The sequence below is a fragment of the Thalassotalea sp. 1_MG-2023 genome (assembly GCF_030546745.1).
Classification (GTDB): Bacteria; Pseudomonadota; Gammaproteobacteria; order Enterobacterales; family Alteromonadaceae; genus Thalassotalea_C.
This window is the reverse complement of sequence record NZ_JAUOPD010000010.1, coordinates 22,693-40,469: the sequence shown is the minus strand read 5'-3', so window position 1 is coordinate 40,469 and position 17,777 is coordinate 22,693. Positions and strand designations below refer to the sequence as shown.

Here is a 17,777-nt window from a genome sequence, read left to right as displayed (position 1 = left end):
GCTCATGGAATTATCTTACGGGTTAATTGGAGCTGCTTATTTAATTGCGGCATTATTATTTATTTTGAGTCTATCAGGATTGAGCAAACAAGAAACGGCGCAATCAGGTAATTATTTTGGTATGGCAGGTATGGCGATTGCTCTGCTTGCGACATTAGCAGATCCACGCGTTGATAATGTGCTGATCATTATTGTAGCCATGATAATAGGTAGTGTCATTGGTTTAAAATTAGCTAAACAGGTTGAAATGACACAAATGCCTGAACTTGTCGCTATCTTACATAGTTTTGTAGGTTTAGCCGCGGTATTAGTGGGCTTTAATAGCTACTTCGCAATGGATCACCATTTACTGCAAGTGTTAACTGACACACAAATTATCAGTGTCAATATTCATTTAACTGAAATATTTCTTGGGGTCTTTATCGGTGCCGTTACTTTTACTGGCTCTATCGTTGCTTTTGGTAAACTAAGAGGTCTTATTAATTCATCCGCGTTAATGTTGCCTCATCGACATAAAATGAATTTAGCCGCGGGTATTATTTGTACCTTTTTAATGATCACTTTCGTCAAACAGGGAGGAGGTGATTTTACTTTATATGTAATGACGGCAATAGCCTTACTGTTTGGTTGGCATTTAGTCGCGTCTATTGGTGGTGCAGATATGCCAGTGGTTGTGTCTATGTTAAATTCGTACTCTGGTTGGGCGGCAGCGGCAGCTGGTTTTATGCTAAGTAACGATTTACTGATTATAACGGGTGCATTGGTTGGCTCTTCCGGGGCGATTTTATCCTACATTATGTGCAAAGCGATGAATCGCTCATTTATCAGTGTAATTGCGGGGGGCTTTGGTACAGAAGTGGTGGTTGATCAGGATAAAGATTATGGTAGTTATTGTGAAACAGAGGCAGCGGAAGTAGCAAGTTTATTATCCGATGCAAAAACAGTGATTATTACCCCTGGCTATGGCATGGCGGTCGCACAAGCGCAATATCCTGTTTATGAGCTTACTCGACAACTACAAGCTAAAGGTGTCGAGGTTAGATTTGCTATTCATCCGGTTGCTGGACGCCTACCTGGTCATATGAATGTATTACTTGCTGAAGCAAAAGTACCATATGATATTGTGTTAGGTATGGATGAAATTAATCAAGATTTTCAGCATACCGATGTAGTATTGGTCATTGGTGCTAACGACACAGTAAACCCTGCTGCAGCAGAAGATCCTAATAGCCCAATTGCTGGCATGCCCGTGTTAGAGGTATGGCACGCTAAAAATGTTATTGTTTTTAAACGTTCAATGAATACCGGTTATGCGGGAGTACAAAATCCACTGTTTTTTAAAGATAATACGAAAATGTTATTTGGGGATGCAAAAGAGTCAGTGAATAACATTATTTCGGCGGTAAAATAAAAATATATTTCTCGTGATAGGTGTCACTAAACCAGAGGGAGCATAGAACGTGGGTGTTAAATTTTGGCTGAAACGAGCTTGCTTAGTATACGTCGCAGTATTTTTATTATTATTCATTTCTGAATGTATTAAAGGCCACAAAGTTATCGATGGAATCATCTTCGCTTTAGAATGGTCTTTACTTTCTACCTTGGTGTTTATTAGCACGCGTTTGTATTACGTGCGCCAAGGAAAGTCATGTACGTTGTGTAACGATATGCCAATGAAAAGTGATAAAGAGGACAGTTAATATTACTGAATTGACCCGTTTATCTCATTACCAACTCACAACCATTATTGGTATCTTTGGCATTGCTATTGCACTTGTATTTCATCTGTTACATTTTTACTTTGCCGATCTATATTTGTTCGGCTATCAAGTGCTTTTAGCCCCCAGAATGTTTGCACTGAACCTTTTTACGGAAGAGCTTAGCTATAAAATAAAAATGTTGTTGCTGCTGTCAGGACAATTTATTGGTTATGCTACTGGTTTTATGGCAGGCGTATTCATAAAAAATACTATCAACTGAATTAATTTTTTGGATTGAAACTAATAAACCAACACATTCTTTGATATCCTAATGAAAATAAAAAAATAGAGTGATCGTGTGATTTTTGATGCAGTGGGCCAAATTAATGGCTATTTATGGGGCAGTATTCTAATTTACCTTTTAACAGGGTGTGGTGTTTGGTTCTCAATTCGGCTGAAATTTATTCAGCTTCGTCACTTCTTTCATATGTTTACTTTATTACGTTTTAGCCGACAAAAAAGTCAACATGGTATTTCATCTTTTCAAGCCTTATGTACATCTTTAGCCGCTCGAGTAGGAACGGGAAACTTAATGGGCGTGGCTGTGGCCATATCTTTAGGTGGCGCTGGTGCTGTTTTTTGGATGTGGGTCATTGCCTTTGTTGGTATGGCAACAGCGTTTGCAGAAAGTTTACTTGGTCAGTTATATAAAGAGAAAGATGCAAATGGTAATTTTCGCGGTGGGCCAGCTTATTATATGCGTAAAGGGCTAAACAGTAAGTTCTTAGCAATCACCTTTTCATTGTGTTTATTTTTTGGTTATGGCTTTGTTTTTAGTTCAGTTCAAGCGAACTCTATCACTGATGCCTTTTCTGGCTCTTTTGGGGTGGAACCAATCTATACAGGGATCTTTATAGCCATACTCACCGCTTGGGTTGTGATGGGGGGCTTAAAAAATATTGCTCGTTTTTCTGAAATCATCGTACCTTTTATGGGCGTAGCGTATTTACTTATTTGTTTAGTCGTCATGGGGATGAATGCTGAGCATTTACCTGGCATATTTGCACTTATTGTTAAGTCTGCGCTTGGCCTAGAACAAGCGGGCGGTGGTCTTGTTGGTGCTGCGATAGTGCAAGGGGTTAAAAGAGGGTTGTATTCAAATGAAGCAGGTATGGGTAGCGCTCCGAATGTGGCTGCCGCCGCAACAACATACCCAGCACACCCAGCTTCACAGGGATATATTCAGATGTTAGCGGTATTTTTTGATACCATTATTATTTGTACTTGTACGGCTTGCTTAATTTTATTATTTGACAATACCGAGCAAGGAATTCAAGGCATACAACTTACTCAGCAAGCATTAGCTTCTCAAGTGGGAGCATGGGGAAGTGACTTTATAACCATCGCGATTTTATTTTTTGGTTTTACGTCGATCATTGCCAGCTTTGCTTATGCAGAAACAAATTTAAAATATTTAAGATTAGATACACTATTAGGTCACTGGTTTTTACGTATTGGCTTTTTATTCATGTTAATTTTTGGCTCAGTTGCTAGTTTACCTCAAGTGATTGCACTGGCAGATTTATCAACCGGTGTAATGACGATAATCAATGTGATAGCACTGTTTTTACTTTCTAAAGTTATTATTCATGTGACGAAAGATTATCACCAACAAATGAAAAATAATGTGTTGCCAAGTTATCAACCTAATGAAGCAGAGAAAGAAAAATTTAAATTAACACCAAAAGTTTGGTAACGCTCCCGCTTAAATGACAAATCGCGTGATAAAAGTACTACAACAACATTGAAACTTGTTATACTTCGCGCGATTTTTTAGGTTTAAGGTGAATATCGTGAGTGTAGATGCAATTGGCTTATCAGCAGACTTATTGAAAGCGGTTAAAGTGTGTGGTTATAAAACGCTAACGCCGATACAACAAAACGCTATACCAGCTATTCGAGCGGGGCATGATGTTTTAGCAAGTGCACAAACAGGTACCGGCAAAACTGCAGCATTTACCTTACCCATTCTTGATTTATTAGCCCAATACCAAACGAATGAACAAGCGTCTTTACGTGCAGTTATACTAACGCCTACCCGAGAGCTTGCTATGCAAGTAGCGACCAATATCGAACAGTACAGTCAGTTTTTGTCACTTAAATCTGGTGTTATTTTTGGTGGTGGGAAAATGGCAAGTCAAGCAAACATGTTAAAAGCAGGGCTTGATATTTTAGTAGCAACCCCAGGTCGCTTATTAGAGCACTTAGCGTTACGTAATGTGTCATTATCTCAAGTGAAACATTTAGTACTTGATGAAGCCGATCGCATGTTAGATATGGGATTTTTAACGGATATTGAACGTATTCGTGAAGGTATTAAGGTGTCACCACAAACCATGCTATTTTCAGCGACATTTTCTGAAAAGGTGAAAACATTAGCAAAGCAAATGCTAACTCACCCGAAAATGATAGAAGTTGCGAAACAAAATACCACATCAGGTAAAGTAAAACAGTTTGTTTACCGCGTCAGTGAGGCACGAAAGCGAGAATTATTGTCTGAATTAATTGGTGTGAATAATTGGCAACAAGTGTTAGTTTTTGCTGGTACCAGAGAAAGCGCGAATCAACTGGCGAAAGAATTAAAACTAGATGGCATTAAAGCCAGCTTGTGCCATGGTGAAAAATCGCAAGGTGCACGTAATAAAGCGCTAGCGCAATTTACTTCAGGTGAAGTGAGGGTATTAGTTGCAACGGATGTGGCCGCTCGAGGCTTAGATATTCCTGATCTTCCTTATGTTGTCAATTTCCATTTACCGTTTTTAGCAGAAGATTACGTGCATCGCATTGGTCGCACAGGGCGTGCAGGTAAAACGGGCACTGCTGTTTCTTTAGTGAGCCCTAAAGATGAGAAGTTCCTTGGAAATATAGAAACGTTAATTAACCGAAAGTTTGAACATGTTGTACTCGCTGGCTACGAGTTTGATCCGATCAAAGAAAGTAAACAACCATCAACCAATAAAACAAAGCCAGCGAGTAAAAACCGCTACCAATCAACGCGTGATAAAAATCAGTTGATTAAGAAAAAACAAAGCGTAACCAGTAAAGCCAACACTAAGGTTAAAAAGAAACGTAAATAAGCGTTATGGTAAATCACTTAATTACTGAAACCCCATTTGCTTATCGTTTTATTTGTTGGTTCTGTGGAGAACCAACAAATAAAACATTTTCTTTTCCACAACACAGTAATTATATACCTGATTGTGTTCATCCTCCGATGAGCATTTATACTTGTGCCGAATGTTTGCGTTGGGCAAATGCTGCGCATGAAGATAATATATGGCAGGTCAGGTTTGTAGTAAAAAAAGCGCTAATAAACCATTATAAAAAACATCTCGCTATTGGCATTAATTGGACAAAAAAATCGCTAGAAGAAAGTGGTTTTGAACAGGGTAATTTTGCTTCTTTTCAAAAAAGTGCCTGGATGATGTATGAAATAGCACGTGATAGAGTAAATTTTTCAGGCTGGCCAATAGAAATCAACGGAAATACGCTTGACTCTTCATCTGCGTTTATAACGCAGCCTTTCTGCTTTGACGGTGTTGAATATCCTTCAATTGAGCAAGCGATTAATCAATATGCAGAAAATTTTTCATTAAATAAACATTATTTAAAGCAAGTGCTGTCTGTTGTTGGAAAAGACAACTTTGCTTTGGCAATTAGATTCTGTCGTGTGCAGGTTGGGGCAACACCACAAGAAAGAGCATCCGCATTACGAATGCTCAGTGTAGATTATACAAATTAATGGCTTAGAACACCTTCAATTCGATTATATAATACTTAAGCGACACGGCTGTGCTAGTTTTTGTTGATAAAGGCAACTATCAGCACGTTCGAATAACGAGTACTCATTGTCTGCTCTTGTCATTAATGCACAGCCTATTGAGCTACCGACTTTATATCTTGCAAGTAAGCTATCAGTATTAACTGAATGTTGTAATCTACTTTCAATTATCGTTAGTGCTTGTTCATCGGCATTTTCGACAATTATTGCAAATTCATCACCGCCGAATCTAAATAAACTTTCAGAGTCTCTTACACTTTCAATTAATGCTTGAGCAAAATGGGTTAACACTTGATCACCAACATGATGTCCATGGTTATCGTTCACGGCTTTAAATTTATTTAAATCACAAACAATTAAGCCGACTTTAGTGCCTTGTCTATTGGCATGATGCATTGCGCGTTTAATTTGTTGATCAAAATGACGTCTATTGCCTAAACCAGTCAAACCGTCTTGCATTGCTAAGCTAAGTGCTTGTTGGTAAAGCATTGCATTATTTAGCGGGTGTACGAGTAACGTGTGCAGGTTCTTTAACATATTATAAGAGGCTAATGGCATCGGCTTATTTAAGGCGTAAGTTAATGTACCGATATAACGTTTATTGATTTTAAGCTCAAAATGTCGCTCTTTTCGCGCAAGTTTACTTCCACGCATTTCACCACTGGTAACGTCACTCTTAAAATAAAGCCCAGTAAAGTCGACAAATTTTGTTGCTTCCATGGCAAAAATATTGAGAATAGTATCAATTTCTAAGCTTGTTTGAAGTTGTTCTGCTAAGGCTAATTTTCGAGAGTTATTTTGACGATCTTGTGTATCAAATAACGTAAACGCGTTAAATTCAATGTGATCGTTATTGACCAAATTAAGCGTTTGCATAAAAGCACCTCTATAAAGTAATTAAACTCTTTAAGCAAATAAAGTGCCGGATATATAAGCTTATGATTATTATATGATAGTTTATCCCTTGGATACTTTTTTGGTGGCAATTTGTTAAAGAATTCAGCTTTTGTCGGCATCTTGACGGCAATTGTTGCCGCTAAGCAGAAACAAAGAAGCTGTTAAAATAATTAGAATGACATGAAATTATTTTGATCATGAATAAAAGCGTTTGAGCTCAAACAGTGAGCGATATACTATGATTAAAGTTAGTTTCTATTTTTATTAGGTTTTTTGTGGCTTCCCATATTGAAATTCTGGCTATTTTAACCAGTGCAGTACTTATTGTTTGGTTGTTTAGAAAATTACACTTACCGGCAATTCTCGCTTATTTAGTTGCTGGTATGCTTGTTGGTGAGCATGGCTTAGCTTTTGCGCATGAGCATGTAGATTATGAACATTTTGCCGAACTAGGTATCGTTTTTCTGTTGTTCACTTTAGGGTTAGAGTTTTCCTTACCTAAGCTAATGGCAATGCGACATTTAGTGCTAGCGGTTGGTTGCTTGCAAGTCGTGCTGTCATTAATTTGTTTTACCATTATTTCACTCTTTTTTGGTCAATCTTTTGGCAGTGCTTTAGTGATAGGTGGTGTCATTGCTTTATCATCTACCGCGATTGTGATCAGACAGTTAAGCGAATCTGGCGCAATGAAGCGAAAGTCAGGGCAAATAGCTGTAGCTGTTTTATTATTTCAAGATGTCGCCGTTGTACCACTCCTTATTATTATTCCATTATTAGCTCCAAGTACCGAAGGTTCAATGATAATCGCTTTGTTTGCTGCGCTAATAAAAGGGGTATTTGTTGTTGGTATTTTACTGGCCGCAGGGAAATGGATACTCCCTCGTTTATTTAACCTTGTTGCACAAGTGAGAACGGATGAATTGTTTGTGTTAACGACTTTATTAGTCACACTTGTCGCCTCCGCTTTAACACAATGGTTTGGCCTTTCAATGGCACTGGGGGCTTTTCTAGCGGGCATGATGTTAGGTGAAAGTCAGTATAAGCACCAATTAGAAGCGGATATACGGCCTTACCGAGATATACTACTTGGTCTGTTTTTTGTGACAGTTGGAATGAAATTAGATATTAATGTTCTGGTGTCTTCACCTTTGACCATTGTTAGCTTGGTTGTTGGTTTGATGCTACTAAAAGTGATCGTGATACGAATTTTAGCGGTAAAAGCTGGTGAGCAAGGAAAAGATGCTTGGGCAGCAGGGATCATGCTAGCGCAAATGGGGGAATTTGGCTTTGTGTTAATTGCTCTTGCTACACAAGTAAATGTATTGCCCCTTGATGTTGCCTCTTTATTGATTGGCGCGGGCATTTTGAGTATGGCGGTAACCCCCTTCATGGTTGATAATGCTAGAAATTGGGGGAAGTGGCTCGCCAATGAACAGAAAACTGAACACGAAGACTTACAAGCCTTTAAAGAATTAGAAGTTAATACGGAACTTAAAGAGCATGTGATTATTTGTGGTTTTGGTCGTATCGGTCAAACGGTTAGTCGGTTTTTAAAACAAGAAAGTATCGATTTTGTTGCAATTGATATGGATCCATTACGTACACGAAAAGCACGTGAAGCCGGTGAAAATGTGTTATTTGGCTCGTCTCGACAAACAGAATTGCTAGAAGCCGCTAAGTTGTCGACGGCTAAACTTGTCGTCATCGCGTTTGGTGAAGATAAACAGTCGATAGAAGTGATACGTAAAGTGCGAAGCTTATCACCTAATGTACCTATTTTAGTCAGAACCCGTAATGATGATCAGCTTGGTAAATTACAAGCTGCTGGGGCAGATCAAGTGGTGCCTGAAAGCCTTGAAGGCAGCTTGATGTTGGTTTCACAAGTGTTGTCACTTTCAGGTGTGCCGTTTTCGCATATCGTTAAACGCGTTCAAAAGGAACGTAAAAGTCATTACAGCCATTTACATGGCTTTTTTCAGGGCGAGCATACAGATATGAGCCCTGATGCTATCGATCGTATAGAATTTGCCAATGCGGTAAATTTAACCGCTCATTCATATGCAGTAGGGCGAACGTTACAATCTTTGAACTTATCCACCCGGCGTGTAACCGTTGTTGCATTGAGAAGAGCTGGTTTTGAAACCGAACAGCCTGATGAAAATACCATTTTGTTAGCGGATGACACCTTGATTATTCGTGGTAAACCAAGACGTGTTGAGCGGGTTGAAAGGTTTATGCATGAAGGGGGATAGGTAATAGGTTTCTTGTATTTAATTCCTGGCTATCTGCATTGTTAATTGCACGAAATTTTGCTTGAAAGGTTTACTACATTTATTTAAGTGATAAAAACTCACGAATACAAGTTTCATTCTCTAATGCATCTTGAAAGCCGAGTTTAATTAATTGATGGCAATAGGTGCGATCAAATAACAGGTAGCTAATAATACTTGATTCAGAATCATTGCTAATGCCCATCGTCCTAAGTAGTAGTCGAATTGATATTGGCATTTGATGATAATGCTCTACAGCTATTGCATTGAAGTCGTGGCTCGGGTTTATTACTAATGTCTCTATCGATTTTAACCCTTCTTGTGCTATTTTTTCTTTTTCCGGAATTAACGAAAGTGTTTTATTTACACGTTTGAGACGTTCTAAATCACTTTGCAATGTGTCTGAAAAAATACCATCAAGTAAATGCCCTGCGATAGTTGCGCTGGTAGGAGGGTGTGGATTGTTTTCCTTTGGGTGTAATGGTTCTGATGGTTGTTCAACACCGATAATAAATAGCTTTTCACCGCCTAAATGTATAGCAGGGCTCAATGGAGATAGTTGATGAATCGAGCCGTCACCAAAATGTTCTTTTCCAAGTTTGATCGACGGAAACACTAACGGAATTGCTGCTGAAGCCAGTAAATGGTCACTATTAATCTGGCAGGGTAAGCCTTTTCGTTTAGCTCGGAACCAAGGAGAAATCGCCTCGCTTGATTGAAAGAAACTAATGGAATCACCACTGCTATAACTAGACGCCGTGACTGAAAGTGCGCGTAAATGTCCTTTTAATAGATTATTGTCTATACGCTGAAAGTCTACAACATCTGTTAGTAAGGCTCTTAATGGCGCATTGTTTAGTAAGCTGTGTGCCGATTTGTTAGCGTAATCTGCTTGAAAACTCGCTAATATGCCACGGTATATATGGCTAAATACGCGAGCAGGGTCGCTGTGATAAATTCTGCTTGTTGTTAAATTTTTCCATACCCATTCAAGTTTTTTAACGCCGAGTTGAAAACAAGATGCATAACAGGCTAAGCCTGTTGAGTTTATCGCACCGGCAGAGGTACCGCAGATAATTGAAAAGGGAATTGGGTGATGCCGTGGGGCAAATTTTGAAATTGCAGACAGCACACCAACTTGATAGGCAGCTCTTGCACCACCTCCGGTTAATACTAATGCGTTTTTTTCATGCTGGCGCGATCGGTACGTCACAAATTAATCACGGTATCTATGTTATCAATTAACGAGAGTTTATCGTGTATTTTAAAGATTACCAAGTTAAATAATGTTAGACGAGTTTAATAAATCAGTTTGCGGAATAGATTGCTACCAACGTTAACATTTAAATGAATAAAGGGCTTATAAAGTAAAGGCCATCTTTGTTGAAATGAAAAAAAAGCCAGCATAAGCTGGCTTTTTTAAGTCGACAGAAGAATTATAAACTAGTAAAGCTATTGATTTAACAAATAACGCCTACTAAAAAATAATTTTAGCTGCTAACGCGTTCGTTAGCGGCATCTATCAATGGTTGCGATCCACTCTGGAGATTTGCAAGGTTGTCTGAAACAACTTTCTTTGGTAGCTTACTTACTATCATAGAACCTGTCTCAACCGCACCTCTTGCAGAAGCAAATACCAGTAAGTTTTGACCATTACATTGAATACCATCAAAAACTCTGCGGATTTTGATTTTATTCGTTCTTAAAAATGAGCGCATACGTTTCTTATCATCTGCAGCTACATACTCACATAAGCTTTGAGCTATATTCGATGCTTCTGCTTTAGGAGCAGAAACGATAGACGTCATTGTTAACGCTGTAATAGTTGAAACTAGTAATAATTTTTTCATTTTAATAACCTTTAATTCAAGTTGAGTTTATTAAAAGAAAAAACCACAGGACGTACCTAATTGAACTCGGTAACTCCGCTGTCATAGATAAATTAAATTATCCTTAGACCGGTGGTTTTGCGTAACATGTTTTCGCATGTTTTGCCTTTTCTTTGTCAATTTCAGTATCACTAATTTGTAAGATAAAATCAAGTCTTGTGAAGTTGGCAGGTATGTTGAATGTAAGGTGTTTACTATAAATGTATATTTTACAATGTTTTAGATGTAAGTTTATCTTGTAGAATAGATGGAAACATTACATGTGGCTTTCTAATTTTAATAAAAAAAGAGCATTAAAAGCTCTTTTTTTATTATGTTTATCAATAAATTTATTAGTAAAAGTTATATAAATGTCATCTCAGGTACATTTTCAGGTATAACAAGTTCGCCAGCTGTTAACGCTTTAATCTCTTCTACAGATACACCGGGTGCACGTTCAACAAGGTGAAACCTATTATCTTTGATTTCGATAAACGCTAAATCAGTTAGTACTTTGTTGATACAGCCTTTACCTGTTAATGGTAGGGTACATTGCGAGAGTAACTTAGATTCCCCGTGCTTAGACGCATGGGTCATGGTAACAATAATATTTTCAGCACCTGCCACTAAATCCATTGCCCCCCCCATGCCTTTTATCAACTTTCCAGGGATCATATATGAAGCAATATTGCCTTGAACGTCAACTTCAAAAGCGCCTAATACAGTGAGGTCAACATGCCCACCACGGATCATGGCAAATGATTCTGCAGAATCAAAAATGGATGCTCCTTTGGCGGTGGTTACTGTTTGCTTACCAGCATTGATTAAATCCGCGTCTATTTCGTCTTCAGTAGGAAATTGGCCCATGCCAAGTAAACCGTTTTCTGATTGCAACATTACTTCCATGCCATCAGGTACATAATTGGCGACTAATGTAGGAATGCCAATGCCAAGATTTACGTAAAAACCATCTTGCAGTTCTTGTGCTACGCGTTGCGCAATTTGTTCTCTAGATAAAGCCATGTTAACTCCTTATGCGCTTCTAATGGTGCGTTGTTCGATGCGTTTCTCAAACGTCCCTTTAATGAGACGATTAACGTAAATGCCGGGGGTATGAATTTCATCAGGTGCTAACTCGCCCGGTTCAACGATTTCTTCTACTTCAACGACGGTTATTTTGCCGGCAGTGGCTGCCATAGGGTTGAAATTTCGAGCGGTTTTTCTAAACACAAGATTACCGTATCGGTCTGCTTTCCATGCTTTTACGATGGCAAAATCACCGGTAATAGCTTTTTCTAATATATAGTGGCGACCATCAAATTCACGTTCTTCTTTGCCTTCGGCAACGGGTGTACCATAACCTGTGGCGGTATAAAATGCAGGAATACCTGCACCACCTGCGCGCATTTTCTCAGCGAGTGTACCTTGAGGGGTTAGGATAACTTCAAGTTCACCACTCATCATTTGTCGCTCAAATTCAGCATTTTCGCCAACATATGAAGCGAGTATTTTTTTTATTTGTCGATTAGGCAGTAATACCCCTAAACCAAAATCATCAACACCGCAGTTATTTGAAACAACGGTTAACCCTTTTGTGCCTTTACGTTTGATTTCTGCAATAAGATTTTCAGGTATACCACATAAACCAAAACCGCCAGCGATAACGGTCATGTTATCTTCTAATCCGGCTAATGCCTCTTCATAGCTCGACACTACTTTGTCAAAACCCGCCATGATTAACTCCTTGCTAAATGTAAGATCAACGCATGTTAACGTTGACCATTAAAATTTGAATGATTATAAAAGTAAAGCTATTCGCCTTTAGCTAAAAATGCATTTGAAACTTTTGAAACCGGTGCTTTGCCGATTTTGTTACTGATATACCAGCCTGCTTCCAGTAAGGTATCGAAGTTAATCCCTGTTTCTATCGCTAAGCCATTAAGCATATAAACAACGTCTTCAGTTGCTACATTACCTGAAGCGCCCTTAGCATAAGGGCAACCGCCTAAGCCAGCAATGGCTGAGTCAACAACACTTATGCCGTGTTGTAACGCGGCGTAAATATTCGTTAACGCTTGACCGTAGGTATCATGAAAGTGAACAGCAAGGTGCTTAACGGGGATTCGGGCGCTCACCGCCTGTAACATTTTGTTTACGCTAGCAACAGTACCTACGCCAATAGTGTCACCAAGTGAAATTTCATAGCAGCCCATTTTGTATAACTTTTCAGCAACCTCTGCCACTGTATCTGGTGAAATATCACCATCGTAAGGACAACCAACAACGCAAGAAACATAACCTCGAACAGGTATATTATGTTGTTTTGCGGCACGAATAACGGGTTCAAATCGTGTTAGGCTTTCATCTATTGAGCAATTGATATTTTTTTGGCTAAAAGTTTCAGAAGCAGCACCAAAAATAGCTACTTCTGAAACACCAGCAGCAAGCGCTGCTTCAAAGCCTTTTAAATTAGGTGTTAATGCAGCATAAGTGACGTTTGTTTTTCGTTCTATACCTGCCATTACGTCGGAAGAGGTTGCCATTTGTGGTACCCATTTAGGCGACACAAAACTTGCAGCTTCGATATAGCTTAATCCGGCGTTACTCAATTTATTAATTAACTGTATTTTATCTTCTGCGGCAATCAATGCTTTTTCATTTTGTAAGCCGTCTCTTGGACCAACTTCCACAATTCTTACCGATTTAGGCAATGACATTAATCTTGCTCCTTAGGCGTAAAAGCTAATAGTTCAGCGCCGCCATCGACCATATCACCTGTTTGATAATAAACGGTATCAATTGTGCCATCAGTAGGTGCTTTAATGGTATGTTCCATTTTCATTGCTTCCATGATCATCAACGGTTGATCTTTTATCACTTTATCGCCTTGAGAGACTAATACGCTAACCATAGTACCGTTCATAGGCGCTATTAATCCGTTTGCATTATCATCAGCGTTATTTAAGCCACAGTCAGGTCGTATATAAGTAAAATTAAATACTCCGTTTGATCTATATAGGCTGATATTATCACCTTCGCGACTGATGGTCGCTTGACTGCGATAACCGTCTATACTGGTAGAAATTTCATCACCAACTATTGTTCCTTGACAGTCTAATGTACGTCCTTGAAATGTTTGATGCTCAACAGTGATTAAGTAATATCGGCGGTTACCCATTCGTTTTCGCTCAACAACAACAGGATAATGAATGTCATTATGTGCTAAAGTCAGCTTATGAATGTGTGCTTCATTTAATCGCCAAGCATTGGTGTGATTCCAAGGTGAATGAGGATCCGTGGTGTCTTTGGCAAAAGATTTAGAACGCTCAGCTAACGATAACACTAAATACAATGCAGCCATTGGTAATTCATTGGTGAGCGCTTGTTCGGTATTATGAAAAATTTCATCGTGATGTTTTTCAATAAAGCCTGTATCGATGTTTTCGTCGATAAATGCTTGGCACGTTGCTAAGTTATATAAAAAATCTAAATTGGTTACCACGCCATTTATGCGGTACTCTGTTAGTGCTTTTGTTAATCGCTGGAGCGCTTTGTCGCGATTTTCATCCCATACAATAAGTTTAGCGATCATTGGGTCATAATACACACTTACTTCATCACCTTGACGCACGCCGGTATCAACCCGAACATATTTGCTTTCTTGTGGCGTACGTAAAAAACGTAAATTACCGGTAGCAGGTAAAAAGTCATTGTTGGCATCTTCAGCGTATATGCGGGCTTCAAATGCATGGCCGCGTATCTCAAGTTGATCTTGTGTTTTGGGTAAGGTTTCACCTGCTGCGACACGTAACTGCCATTCAACAAGATCTTGTCCTGAAATTAACTCTGTAACAGGGTGCTCAACTTGTAACCGAGTGTTCATTTCCATAAAGTAGAAAGAGCCGTCAACATCCAGTAAGAATTCAACAGTACCGGCACCTCGATAGCCAATAGCTTTAGCAGATTTTATTGCAGCTTCACCCATTTCTTCACGTAGTTTTTGTGAAAGGTTAAAGGCAGGTGCTTCTTCGATTACTTTTTGGTGTCGGCGTTGTACTGAACAATCACGTTCAAAAAGGTATACAGCGTTTTCGTGATTATCACAAAAGACTTGTATTTCAACATGGCGAGGCTGCGTTAAATATTTTTCCACTAACATTGTATCGTCGCCAAAAGAGGATTTAGCTTCACGTTTAGCAGCAGCTAATCCTTCAGCAAACTCTGCTTCGCTCCACACTTGACGCATACCCTTACCGCCGCCGCCAGCAGTTGCTTTTAACAGTACAGGGTAACCCATGTCATCAGCCGCTTGTTTAATAACGGATTGGGTTTGATCATCGCCGTGGTAACCGGGTACCAGTGGAACTTGTGCTTTTTCCATGATGGTTTTAGCTGCAGACTTTGAACCCATGGCTTCAATTGCACCGACAGGAGGACCAATAAAAACAATACTTTCTTGTTCACATAAGCGGCAAAAATCTGCATTTTCGGAAAGAAAACCATAACCTGGATGTATTGCTTGTGCGCCAGTGCGTTTTGCTGCGTCAATGACCTTTTCTGAAAGTAAATAACTTTCGCGAGAAGGAGAAGGCCCTAGGTAAACTGCTTCATCTGCCATGTTCACATGTAAAGCATTAGCATCGGCATCAGAATAAACCGCTACGGTAGAAATACCCATCTTTCTGGCTGTTTTTATAACTCGACAGGCTATTTCTCCGCGGTTAGCAATGAGTATTTTGGTAAACATTGTTGAAGAATGTTGCATGTTATTGTCCTTCATTATTATTTGCTTTTTGCCATTGAGGCTGACGCTTTTCAAAAAAAGCATTTAAGCCTTCTTGGCCTTGCTTTGATACGCGAATTGCGGCGATACGTTCACTGGTTATGCCTAACAGTTTGTTATCAATATCTTGGTATGCAACATCTAACGCCAGTTGTTTTGCCTGTTGTACTGCTTCAGGGCCATTGGCTAATAGGGTAGAAACCATTTCGTTAACTGCATTATCAAGCGCTTCAAGTGTGACAACTTCATCCACTAAACCTAGCTGGTTAGCTTTGTCTGCGTAAAATCTTTCCGCTGTTTGAAAATATCGTCTAGCTGCTTTTTGACCAATGGCAGCGACAACGTAAGGGCTTATAGTCGCAGGGATCAAACCTAATTTAACTTCACTAAGGCAGAAACTTGCGCGATCGCTGGCAATTACGATATCGCAACAGCTGGCTAAACCAACTGCGCCACCAAATGCCGCACCTTGCACTTTGGCAATGGTCGTTTGTGGTAAAAAATTTAATGCATAAAGCATTTGTGCAAGATTATTTGCATCGCTAACATTTTCTTCATAGCTATAATTTGCCATGCGCTTCATCCATGCTAAATCAGCACCGGCTGAAAAGTTTTTACCGTTCGCGGCTAAAATCATAATGCGAATGTCGTTACGCTTAGCAATATCGATAAAGAGTCTTTTTAGCGTATCAATGATTTTATCGTCAAAGGCATTATGTTTATCTGGATTGTTTAGTGTTACGGTTGCAACGCCATATATGTCCACATCAAAAAGCACGGAATTTTCTTCAATACTCATAATGCCTCCTACATACGGAAGATACCAAACTTGGTATCCTCAATGGGTTGATTTAATGACGCTGAAATAGCTAAACCTAGTACTTGACGCGTGTCTGCTGGGTCAATTACGCCATCATCCCAAAGACGAGCTGAGGCATAATATGGGTGTCCTTGATGCTCATACGTATCAATAATAGGTTGCTTAAAGGATTGTTCGTCTTCTGCTGACCATGTTTCGCCACGTTTATCTTTTTGATCGCGTTTTACTTGTGCAAGTACCCCGGCAGCTTGCTCACCGCCCATGACGGAAATACGTGCATTGGGCCACATGAAAAGAAAACGGGGATCATAAGCACGACCGCACATGCCATAGTTACCTGCGCCGAAGCTACCGCCGATTAATAGGGTGAATTTAGGAACATTTGCCGTAGCTACGGCAGTAACCATTTTTGCACCATGTTTAGCTATACCACCGGATTCATATTGTTGACCAACCATAAAACCGGTGATGTTTTGTAAAAATACTAACGGAATTTTACGTTGCGCACATAGCTCAATGAAATGAGCGCCTTTTTGTGCCGATTCTCCAAAAAGAATCCCGTTATTAGCGATAATACCAACAGGGTATCCAAAAATGCGTGCAAAACCACACACTAGTGTTGTGCCATATAATGCTTTAAATTCGTCAAATTCACTGCCGTCAACTATTCGAGCAATAATCTCTCTGATATCAAATGGTTGCTTGGTATCCTTTGGGATAATGCCGTAAATATCCTCTACGGGGTATTCTGGTTCTATGACCGGTTTAATGTTCATTTGCACGGGTTTAACACGGTTTAAGTTTGCAACGGCTGTTCGTGCTAACTCCAGTGCATGATTATCATTTTGTGCATAATGATCGGCGACACCTGAGGTTCGGCAATGTACATCCGCGCCACCTAAATCTTCTGCTGAAACAACTTCGCCTGTTGCAGCCTTTACTAGAGGAGGGCCAGCGAGAAAAATAGTGCCTTGCTCTTTTACAATGATAGATTCATCAGCCATTGCTGGCACATAAGCCCCACCGGCAGTACATGAGCCCATGACAACTGCAATTTGTGGAATGGCTTTCGCAGACATCGTCGCTTGATTAAAAAAGATACGACCAAAATGTTCTTTATCTGGAAATACATCATCTTGATTAGGAAGGTTGGCGCCACCTGAATCAACTAAATAGATACAAGGTAGATTGTTTTCTTGTGCGATGGTTTGTGCTCTTAAATGCTTTTTAACGGTTAGTGGGTAGTAAGTGCCACCTTTAACCGTTGCATCATTTGCAACAATAACACATTCTTGACCACCCACTCTGCCAATACCGGTAATAATGCCAGCAGCAGGTACATCATCTTCATAGACTTTATAAGCTGCTAACTGAGATAGTTCAAGGAATGGAGCACCTGGGTCAAGTAATTCATTAACTCTGTCTCTAGGTAATAACTTTCCCCTAGAAAGGTGTCGTTCACGACTGCGTTCACCACCACCTTGTTTTATTTGATTTAGTTTCTGCTTTAAGTCGTCAACTTGAAGCTGCATATGTTCTGCATTTTCGATGAATTCAGGGCTTCTTGAATTAATTTTTGAAATGATCTTAGCCACGTT

15 protein-coding genes and 1 riboswitch are annotated in these 17,777 nt (G+C 39.5%); of the genes, 6 read left to right on the top strand and 9 right to left on the bottom strand.

Going from position 1 to position 17,777, the window contains the following annotated elements; all coding sequences use genetic code 11:
- Positions 1-4: 4 nt before the first annotated feature.
- From pntB to Q4489_RS09685, 5 genes are all read left to right on the top strand, one after another.
- Positions 5-1,411, top strand: a complete 1,407-nt coding sequence (pntB, locus tag Q4489_RS09705) for a Re/Si-specific NAD(P)(+) transhydrogenase subunit beta (RefSeq protein ID WP_303479595.1) — start codon at positions 5-7, stop codon at positions 1,409-1,411.
- Between the two features lie 269 nt (positions 1,412-1,680).
- On the top strand, positions 1,681-1,980 hold the full coding sequence (locus Q4489_RS09700; RefSeq protein WP_303479594.1) for a hypothetical protein: 300 nt from the start codon (positions 1,681-1,683) through the stop codon (positions 1,978-1,980).
- A 78-nt stretch (positions 1,981-2,058) separates the two neighbouring features.
- A complete protein-coding gene (locus Q4489_RS09695; RefSeq protein WP_303479592.1) occupies positions 2,059-3,456 on the top strand; it encodes a sodium:alanine symporter family protein in 1,398 nt (465 codons plus the stop codon).
- Positions 3,457-3,553: 97 nt separating this feature from the next.
- On the top strand, positions 3,554-4,837 hold the full coding sequence (locus tag Q4489_RS09690; RefSeq protein WP_303479590.1) for a DEAD/DEAH box helicase: 1,284 nt from the start codon (positions 3,554-3,556) through the stop codon (positions 4,835-4,837).
- 5 nt (positions 4,838-4,842) lie between these two features.
- Positions 4,843-5,502, top strand: coding sequence for a hypothetical protein (locus Q4489_RS09685; protein ID WP_303479589.1), 660 nt, complete (start codon positions 4,843-4,845; stop codon positions 5,500-5,502).
- Positions 5,503-5,526: 24 nt separating this feature from the next.
- Here the strand turns inward: Q4489_RS09685 and Q4489_RS09680 are convergent, their stop codons facing one another.
- Complete coding sequence (locus Q4489_RS09680; protein WP_303479588.1) at positions 5,527-6,417, bottom strand: GGDEF domain-containing protein; 891 nt, start codon at positions 6,415-6,417, stop codon at positions 5,527-5,529.
- Positions 6,418-6,713: 296 nt separating this feature from the next.
- Here Q4489_RS09680 and Q4489_RS09675 point away from each other — a divergent pair, with 296 nt between their 5' ends.
- The gene (locus Q4489_RS09675) at positions 6,714-8,690 is read left to right on the top strand and encodes a monovalent cation:proton antiporter family protein (protein ID WP_303479587.1); all 1,977 of its coding nucleotides are present in this window, start codon (positions 6,714-6,716) and stop codon (positions 8,688-8,690) included.
- 79 nt (positions 8,691-8,769) lie between these two features.
- Here the strand turns inward: Q4489_RS09675 and Q4489_RS09670 are convergent, their stop codons facing one another.
- From Q4489_RS09670 to Q4489_RS09635, 8 genes are all read right to left on the bottom strand, one after another.
- Positions 8,770-9,921 carry a patatin-like phospholipase family protein gene (locus Q4489_RS09670; protein ID WP_303479586.1) on the bottom strand — a complete coding sequence of 384 codons (1,152 nt, stop codon included), beginning with the start codon at positions 9,919-9,921 and terminating at the stop codon, positions 8,770-8,772.
- Positions 9,922-10,198: 277 nt separating this feature from the next.
- Positions 10,199-10,558 (bottom strand): DUF3718 domain-containing protein, encoded by a 360-nt coding sequence (locus Q4489_RS09665; RefSeq protein WP_303479585.1) that lies wholly within the window; start codon positions 10,556-10,558, stop codon positions 10,199-10,201.
- A gap of 65 nt (positions 10,559-10,623) precedes the next feature.
- Positions 10,624-10,714, bottom strand: a riboswitch (cyclic di-GMP riboswitch).
- A gap of 225 nt (positions 10,715-10,939) precedes the next feature.
- Entirely contained in the window at positions 10,940-11,599 is a 660-nt protein-coding gene (locus Q4489_RS09660; protein ID WP_303479583.1) for a CoA transferase subunit B, read from the bottom strand.
- A 9-nt stretch (positions 11,600-11,608) separates the two neighbouring features.
- Entirely contained in the window at positions 11,609-12,310 is a 702-nt protein-coding gene (locus Q4489_RS09655; protein ID WP_303479582.1) for a CoA transferase subunit A, read from the bottom strand.
- Between the two features lie 77 nt (positions 12,311-12,387).
- A complete protein-coding gene (locus tag Q4489_RS09650; RefSeq protein WP_303479581.1) occupies positions 12,388-13,293 on the bottom strand; it encodes a hydroxymethylglutaryl-CoA lyase in 906 nt (301 codons plus the stop codon).
- Positions 13,293-15,323: an acetyl/propionyl/methylcrotonyl-CoA carboxylase subunit alpha gene (locus Q4489_RS09645; protein WP_303479802.1), complete on the bottom strand. Its 2,031-nt coding sequence runs from the start codon at positions 15,321-15,323 to the stop codon at positions 13,293-13,295. Before Q4489_RS09645 ends, Q4489_RS09650 begins: the two co-directional genes overlap by 1 nt.
- Positions 15,324-15,342: 19 nt before the next feature.
- A complete protein-coding gene (locus Q4489_RS09640) occupies positions 15,343-16,158 on the bottom strand; it encodes an enoyl-CoA hydratase/isomerase family protein (RefSeq protein WP_303479580.1) in 816 nt (271 codons plus the stop codon).
- 8 nt (positions 16,159-16,166) lie between these two features.
- Positions 16,167-17,774, bottom strand: a complete 1,608-nt coding sequence (locus Q4489_RS09635) for a carboxyl transferase domain-containing protein (RefSeq protein WP_303479578.1) — start codon at positions 17,772-17,774, stop codon at positions 16,167-16,169.
- Positions 17,775-17,777: the final 3 nt, after the last annotated feature.